Source organism: Nodularia chucula CCY0103, assembly GCF_963923915.1.
Lineage (GTDB): Bacteria > Cyanobacteriota > Cyanobacteriia > Cyanobacteriales > Nostocaceae > Nodularia > Nodularia chucula.
Map to the genome: position 1 here is coordinate 1 of NZ_CAWUOL010000038.1, position 15,908 is coordinate 15,908.

The window sequence follows — 15,908 nt, forward strand, 5'->3', positions numbered from 1 at the left end:
TTCTCCTCTTAACATTGCTTTATACATTTAGGTTTTGCCTCGCCCACCTACTTATCAGTGACGCACTTTTGATAGAACGTTCAATATCTTCTGAATTTATATCTTTTACTAATTTTAGTCTTGATATACCCTTTATTAAGGAAATATTTAAAGGCAATCTTTCTACCAGTTATTTTCATTTTGATAAGTGGTATAAAGAACATCAAAAATGGGAAAAAAGATTATCGGAATGGTGTGATGAAAATAAACAAGAGAAACCGAAAAGTTTATTATATTTTGGAGACGAGAAGTCAAAATTTATTGCAGAAAACCGACCACCAAGTTCAATTGCTTATGAAACCTGTAGAGATTTTCTTGTTTCCTCCGCTCAAAATATGACTTACCCGGAATTTTACCGCACTTTGCATGGTGACTCATCGCCAATTCAAAATTTAGAAACCCAATTTACAGATACTGATTCTCTCCTGACTCAACTCAAACCCACAGATAAAATACACCCGCTTGTCCTCAACCTGACAACACTCCAAGGCGAAACAGATATCAGCGCCATATCTCAAGAAATCTGCAACCAAATTTACTGGAGAGTTTTTACCGAACTTCCAGAAATTCCCGCAGTTAACAACGCACCTCAACTGAAAAGAATTATTCCCACAATTACAAAGCATCTGCAAACAGAAAAACTCGCTTTAATTATCCATGACTGTGAACCAAATCAGTCAATTGTGAATTTCTGTCATAAACTAACAGATGTGTTGCATATTGCTTTTATCACTGAAAAACCATTAGACGCACCATTGAGAGGTTTTCCACGAAATCAGTCAAATTTACTCAGTGCTATTCAAAGTTGGGTTAATGAGATGCAATGACATGATTGCTACACTTTAGATACAGCAAATATCAGGTTTTTGGTGGGTTAGCGACAGCGTAACCCACCCTACGTTTTTTGGTTAATTCAACTGGGAAACTATTATTCCCATTCTATGGTTCCAGGTGGCTTGGAGGTGATATCGTAAACCACACGGTTAACACCTTTTACTTCATTGACGATGCGGTTAGAAATGTCTTCTAAAACTTCGTAAGGTATGCGCGCCCAGTCAGCAGTCATCCCGTCTTCACTGGTGACTATGCGGAGGACAATGGGGTAAGCATAGGTACGTTTATCACCCATTACGCCGACACTGCGAATCGGTAATAATACGGCGAAGGCTTGCCAAACATCGTGATATAAACCACGTTTGTTTATTTCTTGACGGACAATTAAATCAGCATCACGGAGAATATTCAACCGTTCGGGGGTGACTTCTCCTAAGATGCGAATTGCTAAACCAGGGCCGGGGAAGGGTTGGCGTTGGACAATTTCTTCTGGTAAACCAATGGAACGCCCGACTTTGCGGACTTCATCTTTAAACAGTTTCCTCAATGGTTCTACAAGTTTAAACCGCAAGTCTTTGGGTAAACCACCTACGTTATGATGACTTTTAATTTTGACTGCTACCCGTTCGCCTGTTTGGGGATCGACGTTGGTATCAGCAGACTCGATGACATCGGGATACAGTGTACCTTGTGCTAAGTAGTCGAAGTGTCCCAGGCGTTTGGATGTTTCTTCAAATACTTTAATAAATTCATGTCCGATGCGGCGGCGTTTTTCTTCGGGATCTGTAACACCCTCAATCATGCTGAGGAAGCGATCGCGCGCCATGACATATTCTACAGGAATATGAAACTGTTCTTTAAATAGCTTCAGTAACCTTTCTGGCTCTAATTTCCGCATAAAGCCTTGGTCGATAAACACACAGGTTAACTGTTCTCCAATCGCTTTATATAGCAAAAAGGCCAGGGTGGATGAATCTACACCCCCAGACAATGCTAACAGTACCCGCTTATTACCAACTCTGGCGCGAATTTCCCGAATTGATTCCTCAACAAACGCTTCTGTTGTCCAGGTGGGTTCGCAATCGCAGATATGATAAACAAAGTTACGAATTAATGGTAAACCACCCAGAGAATGTACTACTTCGGGATGGAACTGTACACCATAAAGTTTTTTGTCGTGGTCGGCGATCGCCGCACAGGGAGTATTATCTGTATGGGCTAACAATTCAAACCCTGGTGGCATTTTGGTGACTGAATCTCCATGACTCATCCACATGGTTGTGCCATCTTCGACGTTAGTTAGCAAGTCTGTGGGGTCATCTATATATAATGATGCTTTGCCATACTCGCCACGTTCGGCTTTTTCTACTTCCCCATCAAGTTGCTTCACCATCAACTGCATTCCATAGCAAACACCTAAGATGGGTATGCCTAAATTCCAGATTTCCGGATCACAGTGAGGAGCGTAATCATCATAAACTGAATTGGGACCACCAGAGAGAATGATGCCTTTGGGGTTTAGCTTGCGTAACTGTTCGGGTGTGGTGCGATAGGAAAGAACTTCGGAGTATACTTGAGTTTCGCGGATGCGACGGGCTATGAGTTCCGAATATTGTGAACCGAAGTCTAAAATGACAATCATTTGTCGATCTAGTAGCCCCAAATTTTCTATTTGAGACCCTTGTTCGGTCTGTAGAGTCACCGATGTATTCATGATGGGGGGAGTTGTGAATGTAAGGTAGATGATTGTATCTGGTCTAAACTAGATCCGGCTTACCGTCTGGTTTAGCTGGTAGATAGGAGAGTGGATCGCCCACACTAGGTAGTAAGTGTTTGCTAGCCTATGCTTATGGCATGGTGTTAAAAAGAATGATTTAACTAGGAGTGAGTACCGAAAAAATTATTTATGGGGATTATTTATGATTATTCATAATAAATTAACACAATTTTTCGCTGAAGATGCAAGCGATTTTGCTCTTAACGATAATTTGGCGATCGCGGTCGAAGAGAATTGAGCCACAAACAGTGGTATCTTTACCTCTACTGCTATGACTTTGAATGTATTCTACAGAACGTGTATCAATAGCTTGGGCGATCGCACCATAAACTTGATTTACCCAATCACTACCTGTTTCAGCATCTAAGGATTTTAAGTATTTTAATGCCGCTTCCGCCGTAGGACTATGAAACACAGCTTGTATATCTTGTGACTTTAAACCCACTAAAGCGCAGTGGGCGGCTAAAATTTCCCGACGACCATCAGCCAAATGATGATGGGTGTGAAAAATCCCCCCAGCTAATTTCATCAACTTACCGTGATAGCCAAATAATAAGATTTCTTTAACCCCCAAAACATCAGCCTCCACTAACAATGGTCCCAGCCAGTTAGCAGTTTTTACCAGTTGTTCCGGATTAATACCAAGTTGACGCGCTAAATCTAGACCATTTTCGCCAATGCAAAATACCAAACTGGTAAACCGACTGGCTTTATCTTGTAATTCCCGACGAAAAGCCGCCAATTGATCTGGTGTACTTAAAGGTTGAGAAATCCCACTTGTCCCCAACAGCGAAAGTCCTTCCACCACACCAAAAGCCGAATTAGAAGTACGCACAGCAAGCGATCGCCCGAAGGGTAAGATAATATTCACCGTAATTTTCTCATCAGGTGCAAGCATCCCACAGAGATTTTCTTGTAGCAGATTTTGAGCATAAGCATAAATCGCCGGCTGATTACCAGCATTTAGCTGTTTCCCAATTCCTTCCCCACCTTGAATAATCACCCGTTCCCCATCTCCTACCCGCCATTCCACCACCGCCCAAATAGGAGTATTTCTCGTCAAATCGAGATTATCACCCGGTTCACTGCGAGTCATAGCCAAAGCCATATTTTCAGATAGTCCTGCTACCTGCTCAATGGGGATTTCTGCCATTTGCGCTGGTGAAATCAAGTCTAGGGAAATAGATGTCAGAGGTTGACGATGACGTAACCAATGTAACGCCGCCATAGCCGCAGCACAGGCAAAAACCGGGAGAGTGTATCCAGAACGGGACATGAGGGAGTGTGTGGGAGGTGTGGGGAGTGTGGGGAGTGTGGGGGGTGTGGGGGGTGTGGGAGGTGTGGGAGGTGTGGGAGGTGTGGGAAGTGTGGGAGGTGTGGGGAGTGTGGGGGAAAGATTGTTACTTCCTAATACCCAATACCTAATACCCAATACCTAATCACCAGTCCCCAGTCCCCAATCACCAGTACCCAGTCCCCAGTCCCCAGTCCCCAGTCCCGATTAAACACCAACTTCTGAGAGTAAAACTTCCATAGCTTCCGCAGAAATTGCAGTTTGGATATAGTCAGGAGATTCGGGATTATAAGGACTTTTTATCCGATCCACACTCAGAATTATGGCTGCATCGGGGATGACTTCTACATCTGGGTCAAATGCAGTTGGACGCATCAAGGAACTAGAGAAACCTTTAAAAATGGCAACTTTATCTTGCTCATCGCCGATTTGTACTGTCACCAATAATACTTCTTGCGGGCGCTTCGTGGTGTATTGTTCCAAGCGCTTACCAATAGAATTATTCATTATTACTACTGTTGTGCAGCTGAACGTCCCTGTTTAGCGAGCTTCACGAGGACAAAGTAAGTGAGGTAAACTACATAAATTATTAAACTAACTATACCCAGAAAGCCCAGGAAACCAGGCGTGCTGTTGTAATGGAAATATTGTTTAAACATTAAGGGTGCTTGAAACCAAACCTGACAGTAGGGAGTGTTTATCGCGGTGGGGGAAATAGCACACCCCAAAAAAGGCACTAGAGCTATTGCACCTAAAATAGAATAAATACTGACACCCCAACGCCAAGAGGTAAAAACGAGCTTCAAAGGGGTACTGGCTTGATAATCTATTTCATCATTAATATCCACCCAAAACCACAGGGAAATGGGAATCAGGATGCGCGCCATCCAAGCGGAGATAAAGCTGACTGGGTACTGAGCAATCATTAAATAAATTGTGATTGCTAGCAAACTGGATACCCGCCAGTAAATAGTTAATAGGCGTTGCATCCCTTCGGCTTTTTGGACAAATGCCCAAATTATCAGGATTAGAGGTATAAATACTAAAAATAACAATGCCAGTCGATAGTCAATCCAGACAAACTGGCGAAACCAAACTTGATTCATAATTTTTTTTGAGATTAGCAATAATATAGCTGGGGAGTGGGGAGTGGGGAGTGGGGAGTGGGGAGTAGGGTAAAAGCTTTTCGGTGTCTAAATTTTATGATCGGTTTATGTTCTAACGTCCTTGGGGGTTGCTATAAATTTAAATCAGTTATGCTGAGATTTGCTTAAGTTCTAGTTAAAAAAAACAAGCAACTGGCAAATCTTTCACTGAAATATCTTGCATAAGCCTACAACACCATCGGGAGAATTGAGGAACTCTTGGGTAAATTATGAACTAGTATGTTCAAAATAGCCCGATTTTTATAGTCTTTGGGAGTTGATCTTGAGGATCATAGACCCTCAATACAAATCTTTTCGACTCACCCAAACTGAGAATTATTCACTTACCCTCTGAAACAGGAAGAAGTTCTATTTAATCTGGGGTTCGCTCAGGTGCAAGATATCAGTCAGTAGATTCTAGTTGCTTGCTGATGCGGCAAAAATAAACTCACCGGCTCACTTTTTAGTCTTCATAAACCCGACACTCTGCCGCTTCTGGGTTATCGTCACAGAACTGTTCTAGGGAATTTTTGGGCTTCTTGTTACGCTGGTGAGAGGCTTCAGCTTGCAGTTCTTCTACTGCATCCCAAGCCGCCGCACACTCAGCAGAGTCTTTACCTGAAATGTCGCAGACAGCGCGGGCTTGTTCTATTTCTGACTCAATTGTTTCTTGGATTTTTTCTTGGATATCGCTCATAGTTTAGTCTCTTTGTGTGGTTTCCGTAGCAGTATAGAAAAACTTTAAGAATGGCATCTTTTTGTTCTATCGTTAACCATTCTAACCACTTAGCTGTTACATTGAGTATTTTAGCTTATTGATCCATGCTCAATACAAGAGATGGATTTTTACCGAAAAATTGGCTTGGAGGTTCCCCGTCCCTGTCTGCCGACAGGCAGGGTTCTACGACGGCTTGTAATTCATTAGTGTACTAATATACTACTATAGTAATTGTAGTGGAAAGGTAATCAACCACTTAAAAAACCTAGCTGTCGAAAGACAAAGCACTGTACCTTGATAATTCAATCTATGCGGTTCTACTGCATTATTCTAGTTTCCTCCTAGCAGTAGGTAAAAGGTTTATAGGGGCTAGACGAATCAGCATTTTGAAACACATTGTTTCAAACAAAACAGGACTTGCACTAATGCAAATAGGGTAGGGCATACCCGAATTAACGCTTGGGGAGAATCCCACCTCTGGTTTAGACGACGCAAGGACTCTAGGTTAAGTGGTTTCGTTGAACCAAGAATCCCCGTCGATTTATCGCGGGGAGTGTCAAACTACACGATTATTTAACGGGAAAAATTTTGTAGTATCCGTACTATAAAAGTATAATCATACAATACATTTGGTGTATGTAGTAGGGGTAGAAATCAAATACTACTAAACTAAGAAAAAATCAGCCGAAAATTCATGGCAGAGCAAATGCAGTGGGCGAATGCCCTATCAACCCGTCCTTCTTTAGAAGCAGCTGTTACAGATGTAGTGGAACAGGCTGTCTCATCGTTAGCAGCACCTGCGGATTTAGGGCTGGTATTCATTTCGTCTGCTTTTGCGAGTGAGTATTCCCGGCTTTTACCCTTGCTTGCAGAAAAACTTTCAGTACCTGTGATGATTGGCTGTAGTGGTCTGGGGGTAATTGGGACTACAGCTAGTGGAGAACCTCAAGAATTAGAGGCAGAACCCGCTATTAGCCTGACATTGGGGCATTTGCCGGGGGTAAATCTGCAAGTTTTTCATGTATTGGCAGAAGAATTACCTGATTTGGATAGTTCCCCAGATGCTTGGATAGATGTAATTGGTGTGAAACCATCTCCAGCGCCGCAATTCATTTTGCTATCTAGTGCTTTTTCTTCCAAAATTAATGATTTATTGCAGGGTTTGGATTTTGCCTACCCTGGCTCGGTAATTATCGGCGGACAGGCTAGTTCTGCGGGTTCTGGTGGTCAGTTAGCGCTGTTTTGTCATGATGCTTCTTCTGAGGGATTGCACCAAGGCTTATATCGTCAGGGAACGGTGGGGTTGGCTTTGAGTGGGAATATTGTTTTAGAAACCATTGTGGCTCAGGGATGCAGACCGATTGGGGAGCCGATGCAAGTCACAAAGGCTGAACGTAATATCATTTTGGAACTGGATGAAAAAGTGCCGCTAGTGGTGTTACGAGATTTAATTGGTGGTCTGAGTGAACAAGAACGGATGCTGGCACAACATTCTCTGTTTGTGGGGATAGTGATGGATCAGTTTAAACTTTCTTTACAACAGGGAGACTTTTTAATTCGCAGCATTTTGGGGGTAGATCCATCTGTGGGGGCGATCGCAATTGGTGATATCATTCGTCCTGGTCAACGTCTACAATTTCAACTGCGTGATGCCGAAGCTTCGGCTGAAGACCTGGAATTACTTCTAGAGCAATATCAAAATCAACAACTTTCCCAACCCTCTGCAACTGCGGCTTTTATGTTTTCCTGTGTCGGTCGAGGTCAAGGTCTTTACGGTAAGTCCAACTTTGATTCGGAGTTATTCCGGCGTTACGTTCACGATATACCCATAGGTGGTTTTTTCTGTAATGGCGAAATCGGCCCGGTAAGTGGTAGTACCTTTGTCCACGGCTATACCTCAGTTTTTGGCATTTGTCGCCAACTCAGTGCTGAGTGAGTTCTACTGGTTTAATAATAAACAAGTATGATTATCAATCAAGGTGGGTATATTATTGGCGATCGCACCATAGGTTTGAATATGATTACGCAAAGTCGGCGGAAACTGGGGATAGTCTAATAAACCATCACCATCAGCAATATTTGCCCAAAAATCTCGCAGACTCGGAGCTAATTGTTCCGCTTCTGCCAATGGTAAATTTAAGGGATACTGAGTTAATAGTTTAACTAAAAACGGGAACGAGCGATCGCCCATCCATTGCCGTGATAAATCCTGCAAATTGGGAAAATCAGGTACTGTTTCTACACGATGGGATAAAATTTGTAACCACTGTTTTCCGGAATTATCCTGTTGAAACTCCAACACCCGATAAGGGTGAGGATAACTCACTAAAGAACCAGTTGTAATATCATAAACACCTTCCGAGCAAGCAATATCCTGAATGTGTAAATGTCCTGTAAATACCAAATTGACACCATAACGCCGCAGAATTTGTAACAATTCCCCAGAATTTTCTAAAATATAGCGCTTACCTATAGGATGGCGCGATTGTTCTGGTAAATGCTCCACAACATTATGATGTACCATCACCAATACTAAATCCTCATCTGCGGCGGCTAATACCTCCTCCAACCATCTCAATTGTGCAGAATCTAAACGCCCTATCAATTCACCCTGTGCATTAAAAAAGTTAGAATTAAGACCAATTAAGCGCACCCCCGGCAACAATTGATGTGTATAGTAAAGTTGCTGAGGATTTTCGTAGCCAAACTTGCGGTAATAGTAGGGAAAATCCGCAAAACCCACTGATTGCTCATTGGCTGTTAGCACCGGAACATCATGATTACCAGGAATAACATAAGTCGGGAAAGGTAATTGTGCTAATCTTTCTTGTAACCACAAATGATTTTCCGGTTCGCTATGCTGAGTTAAGTCTCCCGGAAGCAAGAGAAAATCTAAATTAAGTTGTGTTAAATGTTCTATTGCACTTTCAAAAGCGGGGATACTCACTTCCACTAAATGAAATCGGCTAGGATGATCCCAAATAGTATGGGGAAGGGCAATATGTAGGTCGCTAACTACAGCAAAACGAAAGTTTAGAGCCATTGATTTCTAGAATAATGTTAAAAACAATCTGAAAAACTTCTTTTATACAAAGTATAACCGTTGCTGAGAAATCCGGGATCAGTCAGCTTTTATCCAGTTTATCTATTTTGCTTGAGAGACTTTATGGCATTTCTCCCTTGGGTGGCATAGAAGCCAAGTTATGATATCCATTGTAAAGTTAATAAATTTTAGATAACGTCTCTATATAAATTTGGTATTCAGATAGAATTGGCATGAGTTTATGCAGCATAAATATCTATTTAAAAGCCAAAATTTTAGTGTCAATCACATACAAGATTAAGTCATTTTCATCTTCAGAAATCTCTGAGAAATAAAGGACTTGATATTTATCAGGAGTGGATTGAGCATCAGCGCTCATCCATAAAGCAAAGATATCAACAATAATCTATGCTAGTAAACGAAACAGGGAGTTAAACCCCTGAAACTACTAGATAAAGCAAAATGGAAGATAAAAAAGCCTATCAAGAAAGCATGGAAGCTCGATTCAGTGAATTGGGTGCAAAAATTGATCAACTACAAGCCAAAGCAAATCAAGCACGGGGTGATGTAGAAGCTGACATCAACCAAAAAATTGTTTTTCTCAAGACGAAGCAAGATGAAGTTCATCAGCAGCTTCAGACTCTAAAAGCTGCGGGAGATGAAGCCTGGGTAACTTTACAAGTGGGATTTCAACGTGCTTGGGATGAATTAAGTCGCGCCTTTGAAGAAGCAGCCGCAAAATTTCGAGATAACAAGCCATCATAATCCTTCAGGCTGATAGCAGAAAATCATACAATGAGTATTCCGAGCGTTGATCGGCGCTCGTTTTTTTAACAGAAAGGAGAAATATCAATTTTGGCATTAGTCAGAGTCCGCCAACACGTGAATCCACTGGCGAAAAAGTATCAAACGCCAGCAAACGCCCTAGAATGGGAAAAAGTTTATCCCCAGCCAAACCAACCGCTACATTTAGATATTGGCTGCGCTAGGGGGAGATTTTTGTTGCAAATGGCGCAGCTAGAAACTGACTGGAATTTTCTGGGTTTGGAAATTCGGGAACCGTTGGTGGTAGAAGCGAATCAGTTACGTGGTGAACTGGGTTTAACCAATCTCCATTATTTATTTTGCAATGTGAATAATTCATTGCAGTCTCTGTTATCCTCTTTACCTCCAGGAACGCTACAACGTGTAAGTATTCAATTTCCTGATCCTTGGTTTAAAACCCGCCATGCTAAACGCCGGGTAGTACAACCAGAATTAGTCACAGAATTAGCTGATTATCTGGCGGTGGGGGGAACTGTGTTTCTGCAATCGGATGTGGAGTTTGTCGCGGCCGAAATGCGATCGCGCTTTGCGGAAAATGCCAATTTTGAGCCACTAGGTACAGGAGAATGGTTAACAGAAAATCCTTTACCCGTAGCAACAGAACGGGAAATAGGTACTCAAAACAAAGGTGAACCCGTATATCGGGCTATGTTTGTGAGAAAAACTACAGGATTCTAATTCGGCGGTAATTTGCTAAAATTTCCTCAACGATAATTTTAAAACAGGGCAACTCCTCATTACTATGCCAATATCTGCAAGTGATCTTCAAGATGCAGCAGCTATCCCAGCAGGGGTTGCTATATGCGATCGCACCCACTGGGGACGCATCCGTGTTTCTGACAGTGACCGCATTCGGTTTTTACACAATCAAAGCACTAACGATTTTCAAAGTCTCCAGCCAGGACAGGGCTGTGATACCGTAATGGTGTCATCCACCGCCCGCACCATTGACCTAGTGACTGCCTACATTTTAGAGGATGCAGTGCTGTTACTCACTTCCCCAAATCGTCGTCAATCTTTATTTCAATGGCTGGATAAATATATCTTTTTTGCGGATAAAGTGGTACTGAAAGATGTCACAGAAGAAACCTCAACTTTTAGCCTCATCGGTGCAAAAAGTAATGCCATTGTAGAACATTTGGGTGCTGGGTCAATTATCGGTAAACCCTATGGTGATCATTTGCAAATTGATGGGGTGATAGTGGCTGTGGGTAGTGGCTTGGCTGAACCAGGATATACGCTGATTTTACCCACTGCACAAAAAGAGCAACTCTGGCAAAAGATTTTAACATTAGGGGCGGTAGAATTGAGCGATCGCGCCTGGGAAACATTACGCATTTTACAAGGAAGACCAGCCCCAGATTCCGAACTCACAGATGATTACAATCCTCTAGAAGTGGGTTTATGGCAAACCATCTCCTTTAATAAGGGTTGTTACATTGGTCAAGAAACCATCGCCCGGTTAAATACATATAAAGGTGTCAAACAATATCTCTGGGGTATCCGCCTGAATGCACCTGTGGAAGTTGGCAGTGCGATCGCCATTGGAGATGAAAAAGTTGGTAAACTTACCAGTTATACTGAAACTACAGACGGTCATTTTGGACTAGGTTACATTCGCAGCAAAGCAGGTGGTGTCGGTTTAAAAGTGCAAGTAGGAGAAACTGAAGGTGAAGTTGTGGAAATCCCCTTTGTATCTCACGAATACCCCGAATAAACTCTTATGAAAATTAATCAATTATTTCTGAAAGAGGCATATTTTATAAAATATCTAATAACTCATATTAGATCCCTGAGAGGATGCCTTATTTTTTGTGCAATTAATATTTTTCTAGACTCTAAAATAGAGTTAACTTGATGAGGATAGCGATATGATGAATTTACAAGAAATTCTACATTCTATTGAAAATTTGCCCACAGAAGAACTGGACTATTTGTTTGAGTTTCTTCGCCAGCAGAGAATTGAGAATAGGCGGGTGGAAATTTTGGCTAATGCTCAGGAACTCATGCAGGCTTTTAATGATGGCACAGCCAAGAGAAGAAGTGTTGATGATTTGATTGCTGATTTACTAGGAAATGATCATGGAAGTTGTCTGGAGTAGTGGATTTAAGCGGTCTTTTAGAAAAGTAATCAAGAAAAAACCTGAATTAAAGAATCAAATTGTTAAAGTATTACGGCTTTTGGCAGATGATCCATTTACACCCTCTTTAAAATCCCATAAATTAACAGGAAAATTAACCGGCTTGTGGTCTTATTTCTGTTGCTTATGATTGTAGAATTATCTTTAATTTATCTGAAGATGAGCAGTTGTTAGAAATGGTTATTTTATTGATTGATATTGGCAGCCATGATCAAGTATATTAAATTAGTATTACTACTTTCAGGCTTAATTTCGTCCTGTGACACAGGGATTTACCGGAAATAAACAAACCACAGAGCCACACAGAACACTGAGAAATGAGGAATAGAGAGATTATGTGCGCTTTTGGTGGGTATTTTATGAGGAAGTCTCTAAACCAATATCATTCAAAACTATAGATTCTCCTTTTACAAGGTTTCCCAAAATTAAAAAAATTATGAAAACAGTCACCGCATTGCTAGCTCGATTAGAAGTTTACTACCAGCAAATCAAAACAATTATCCTAGCGCGTCAGAACCCTATTACTGGTTTGCTTCCTGCGAGTACAGCAATAACCGCCCACGGTGATTATACAGATGCTTGGGTACGAGACAATGTTTACAGCATTTTGGGCGTTTGGGGTTTAGCCCTCGCATACCGTAAAATTGATGAGGATAAAGGACGCACTTATGAACTAGAGCATAGCGTCATTAAGCTGATGCGGGGGCTACTGTTTGCTATGTTGCGTCAATCCCACAAAGTAGAACAATTTAAACATACTCAATCCCCCCTGGATGGTTTACACGCCAAATACAACACAGCCACAGGCGATATCGTCGTCGGGGATGACGAATGGGGACATTTACAAATCGATGCTACATCTATATTTCTACTGATGTTGGCAGAGATGACCGCTTCCGGATTGCAAATTATTTATACCGTGGATGAAGTCAATTTTATCCAAAACTTAGTTTACTATATTGGACGCGCTTACCGGACACCAGATTTCGGCATTTGGGAACGGGGAAATAAAATTAATCATGGTAGTGCGGAATTAAATGCAAGTTCTGTAGGTATGGCGAAAGCAGCCTTAGAAGCTATCAACGGATTAGATTTATTTGGTGTGCGTGGTAGTCAAGCATCAGTAATTCATGTTCTCCCAGATGAAATCGCCCGCGCCCGGATTACCTTAGAATCTTTATTACCTAGAGAATCAGCCTCTAAAGAAATTGATGCCGCACTGTTAAGTATTATTAGTTATCCGGCTTTTGCGATTGAAGATGTGCAATTACGAGATCGCACATTTAATGATATTATCCGCAAACTCCAAGGAAAATATGGTTGCAAACGCTTCTTACGAGATGGACACCAAACAGTTTTAGAAGATAGCCAACGTTTACACTACGAACCTTGGGAACTGAAACAATTTGAAAATATTGAGTGTGAATGGCCGTTATTTTTCACTTATTTATTTTTAGATGGGTTATTTCGTGGTGATAGCCAGCAAATTAAAGATTATCAATCACGTTTAGAGTCATTACTAATTGAACATGATGGCGTGGGTTTATTACCAGAACTTTATTACGTCCCGGATGAAAATGTCGAAGCGGAAAGATTAAATCCCCAAAGTCAAACCCGATTACCTAACGAAAATATCCCTTTAGTCTGGGCGCAAAGTTTATATTTTCTCGGTCAACTCTTAAATGAAGGCTTACTAGCTGTTGGGGATATCGACCCATTAGGTAGACATTTATGTATAGGTAAAAAACGCGAACCTTTGGTACAAATTGTTTTATTAGCCGAAGATGAAGACTTACAAATCAAACTCAGAGTGCATGGAATTGAAACTCAAACACCCAAGCAAGTAGAACCAATTCAAGTTAGGAAAGCCGAGGAACTTTCCGCTATTTACACCCAAATTGGACGTAACGATAAACTGGGTTTAACTGGTCGTCCGGTGCGACGGTTGCGGAGTTTGACCACATCTCGCTTTTTTCGGATTCACGGCGAAACCATAGTATTTTTACCTTCGTTTTTGGATTCGCAACAGTTTTATTTAACTTTAGATTATCACTTTCTCCTAGATCAAATTAGAGGTGAACTTGCTTATATTCAAGATTATTGGATTGATTTAGGTCGTCCTACTTTGACTTTAATGTTAACCCATACCATGTTAGAAATCGGTTCTGAGGCTTTATTAGAACTGATGCAGGAATTTAAAAATGGTGTGTGTAACGGTGTAACTGTAAAATTGGGACGACTGAATCAACTGATGCTGACAGCAGGGATGCAAAGGATTGATTTTCTCCAAGATGAGGACTTTTCCCAATCACCGATGCAAAATGCTGGTCCCCGTTGCTATTACTTGGCTTACAATCGTGGGGGAAATTCGCGGTTAGGAAATACCCAAGAATTTCAAATGGAACGGGAAACTGACTTGGCCTTGCTGCTTTCTTCCTTGCGTTCATCAGAAAATCTTTATGAACAAATCGAGTTATTACAAACTTTGATTCGTTTAGAAGGGCTAACCTTTGATACTGGTTTTGGTGGTTCACAGCATCCGGTGACAGTAGCTGATTTACTGGATGAAGTCTACACCAAAGCGGGAGATTTAGGTATCTGGGCGGTGGTACGTCGCGCAGCTGGACTCAGACAGATGGTTGATATCAGCTTATCCGATACAGTCACAAGTATTTTGGTCAGAGGTAAGCAAATCGCTGTAGGTAGAGCTTACAGTAAATCATCCCTGATTTCCGTGCCGATGCCCCACCGGGAAATTACGGATAAAATTAATAACTTTTGTCGTGAAGATATCCGCGATCGCGTCCTCACCCAAGAAATTATTATCTATCTAGGTGTGTTAATGCGATCGGAACCCGAACTATTTCAAGGATTGCTAACTCTGAGAGTTGGCTATCTGATCCTATTAATTACCAGTGAATTAGCACAAGAATTGGGAGTAACTCAAGACGAAGCATACGAAAGATTAATGGAACTTTCACCCTTTGAAGTGAAAATGCGCTTAAATAAAGTATTAACAGGATACACAGGTATTAGTAACTTGTTACGCCAACAGGAATCCTTACACGTCAAGCAAAAAGAAACAGATATTGCTTGGGTAGTGCGACCCACAGAGACAGAACAAACACCAGTTCCCCAAGGTGGTTGGCGGAGATTTCGTCAAGCAGAAGGAGCATTAAACCGAGTTCCCAAAGAATTTTTTCAGCAAGTTTGGCTATTAATGAAACATTGTAAAGGGATTGTGATTGGCGATAAACTAGAGCGCCGGAATCGCTTAGACAGTGAATTGATATTATCAGAAATGACCCCAGGGGAAAAGAACTTCGCGTTAAGAATTGAGCATTTACTCAACAAAATAGAAGCGCCCGAATACCGCAAAGTCAACATTGAAGCCTTAATGGAATTAGCCACAATAGTAGCCAATAATCCCAGCTTACAAATTGAAGAATATATAGTGCTAGACGTATTAATCGGTCACGCAGTCAGACTAGCATGGTTAGAGCAAAATCCCGAAAGAGGCGATCGCTACGACGAAGACAAAGCCTCAGCTTGGAACTCCTTCTATAACACCTCACCTCAAGACTGCGTAAACTACATCTTAAAAGCCTTCCGATTCCTCACAGAATTTGTCCAAGAAATCGAAACCCCAATTCCCACAAAATAGCGCAGAAAATATGCAAATTACTTCTCAGCGTACCTCTGCGCTCACCTTTGCGTTTAAACTCCTACTTAAGAGACACAGCATCAACATCAACAGTTTCAGCACTAGGTTCATCAGAACCCTTGCGAGTCTTCAAAGCTGCGATCGCTAACCCAGACAGCTCAGTAAAAAGCACCGACAAAACTAAAACGTCATCAACTTGTCCGAAAATGGGTATAACGTCAGGTATAACATCTACGGGGCTGAGAATATAAACCAGTGTTCCTAAAATCACCCACCAACGGTACTTGGGATTACGAAGCAAATTCCGATACCAACTATACAGTGATTGGATTGAAAAATTCATGTGTTGACCCTCCAGTTATTTTTAATTTTGACAAATTATGCGAAAAATTCCCGGTAGAAATAACCGCCCTAGCTAGGAGGGTAAC

Annotated in this window: 14 protein-coding genes; 7 read left to right on the forward strand and 7 right to left on the reverse strand. The window is 41.5% G+C overall.

The window, feature by feature from the left end; all coding sequences use genetic code 11:
* Positions 1-866: NACHT C-terminal alpha/beta 1 domain-containing protein (locus tag ACM0OP_RS12415; RefSeq protein WP_414528719.1), on the forward strand; the 866-nt coding region annotated here is incomplete at its 5' end.
* A 101-nt stretch (positions 867-967) separates the two neighbouring features.
* Here ACM0OP_RS12415 and guaA read toward each other — a convergent pair.
* The 5 genes from guaA to ACM0OP_RS12440 all read right to left on the reverse strand — a co-directional run bounded on the left by guaA (position 968) and on the right by ACM0OP_RS12440 (position 5,786).
* Positions 968-2,587, reverse strand: coding sequence for a glutamine-hydrolyzing GMP synthase (gene guaA / locus ACM0OP_RS12420; protein WP_414528720.1), 1,620 nt, complete (start codon positions 2,585-2,587; stop codon positions 968-970).
* Between the two features lie 223 nt (positions 2,588-2,810).
* Positions 2,811-3,926 carry a cobalt-precorrin-5B (C(1))-methyltransferase CbiD gene (cbiD, locus tag ACM0OP_RS12425; RefSeq protein ID WP_414528754.1) on the reverse strand — a complete coding sequence of 372 codons (1,116 nt, stop codon included), beginning with the start codon at positions 3,924-3,926 and terminating at the stop codon, positions 2,811-2,813.
* Between the two features lie 225 nt (positions 3,927-4,151).
* On the reverse strand, positions 4,152-4,451 hold the full coding sequence (locus ACM0OP_RS12430) for a DUF7734 family protein (protein WP_414528721.1): 300 nt from the start codon (positions 4,449-4,451) through the stop codon (positions 4,152-4,154).
* A 5-nt stretch (positions 4,452-4,456) separates the two neighbouring features.
* Positions 4,457-5,050 (reverse strand): DUF3177 family protein, encoded by a 594-nt coding sequence (locus ACM0OP_RS12435; RefSeq protein ID WP_414528722.1) that lies wholly within the window; start codon positions 5,048-5,050, stop codon positions 4,457-4,459.
* 502 nt (positions 5,051-5,552) lie between these two features.
* Positions 5,553-5,786, reverse strand: a complete 234-nt coding sequence (locus ACM0OP_RS12440; RefSeq protein WP_414528723.1) for a Calvin cycle protein CP12 — start codon at positions 5,784-5,786, stop codon at positions 5,553-5,555.
* A gap of 715 nt (positions 5,787-6,501) precedes the next feature.
* Between ACM0OP_RS12440 and ACM0OP_RS12445 the strand changes: the two genes are divergently transcribed.
* Entirely contained in the window at positions 6,502-7,743 is a 1,242-nt protein-coding gene (locus ACM0OP_RS12445; protein ID WP_414528724.1) for an FIST signal transduction protein, read from the forward strand.
* A gap of 3 nt (positions 7,744-7,746) precedes the next feature.
* Here ACM0OP_RS12445 and ACM0OP_RS12450 read toward each other — a convergent pair whose 3' ends face one another.
* Positions 7,747-8,850 (reverse strand): metallophosphoesterase family protein, encoded by a 1,104-nt coding sequence (locus ACM0OP_RS12450; protein ID WP_414528725.1) that lies wholly within the window; start codon positions 8,848-8,850, stop codon positions 7,747-7,749.
* A gap of 462 nt (positions 8,851-9,312) precedes the next feature.
* On the opposite strand from ACM0OP_RS12450, the gene ACM0OP_RS12455 reads away from it, so the two are divergent.
* The 5 genes from ACM0OP_RS12455 to ACM0OP_RS12475 all read left to right on the forward strand — a co-directional run bounded on the left by ACM0OP_RS12455 (position 9,313) and on the right by ACM0OP_RS12475 (position 15,480).
* Complete coding sequence (locus tag ACM0OP_RS12455) at positions 9,313-9,615, forward strand: sll1863 family stress response protein (protein ID WP_414528726.1); 303 nt, start codon at positions 9,313-9,315, stop codon at positions 9,613-9,615.
* 90 nt (positions 9,616-9,705) lie between these two features.
* Positions 9,706-10,353 carry a tRNA (guanosine(46)-N7)-methyltransferase TrmB gene (gene trmB, locus ACM0OP_RS12460; protein ID WP_414528727.1) on the forward strand — a complete coding sequence of 216 codons (648 nt, stop codon included), beginning with the start codon at positions 9,706-9,708 and terminating at the stop codon, positions 10,351-10,353.
* Between the two features lie 64 nt (positions 10,354-10,417).
* Positions 10,418-11,392, forward strand: a complete 975-nt coding sequence (ygfZ, locus tag ACM0OP_RS12465; RefSeq protein ID WP_414528728.1) for a CAF17-like 4Fe-4S cluster assembly/insertion protein YgfZ — start codon at positions 10,418-10,420, stop codon at positions 11,390-11,392.
* A gap of 154 nt (positions 11,393-11,546) precedes the next feature.
* Positions 11,547-11,777 carry a hypothetical protein gene (locus tag ACM0OP_RS12470; RefSeq protein ID WP_414528729.1) on the forward strand — a complete coding sequence of 77 codons (231 nt, stop codon included), beginning with the start codon at positions 11,547-11,549 and terminating at the stop codon, positions 11,775-11,777.
* A 475-nt stretch (positions 11,778-12,252) separates the two neighbouring features.
* Complete coding sequence (locus ACM0OP_RS12475; protein WP_414528730.1) at positions 12,253-15,480, forward strand: glycoside hydrolase family 15 protein; 3,228 nt, start codon at positions 12,253-12,255, stop codon at positions 15,478-15,480.
* A gap of 61 nt (positions 15,481-15,541) precedes the next feature.
* Here the strand turns inward: ACM0OP_RS12475 and ACM0OP_RS12480 are convergent, their stop codons facing one another.
* Positions 15,542-15,823 (reverse strand): YkvA family protein, encoded by a 282-nt coding sequence (locus ACM0OP_RS12480; RefSeq protein ID WP_414528731.1) that lies wholly within the window; start codon positions 15,821-15,823, stop codon positions 15,542-15,544.
* Positions 15,824-15,908: the final 85 nt, after the last annotated feature.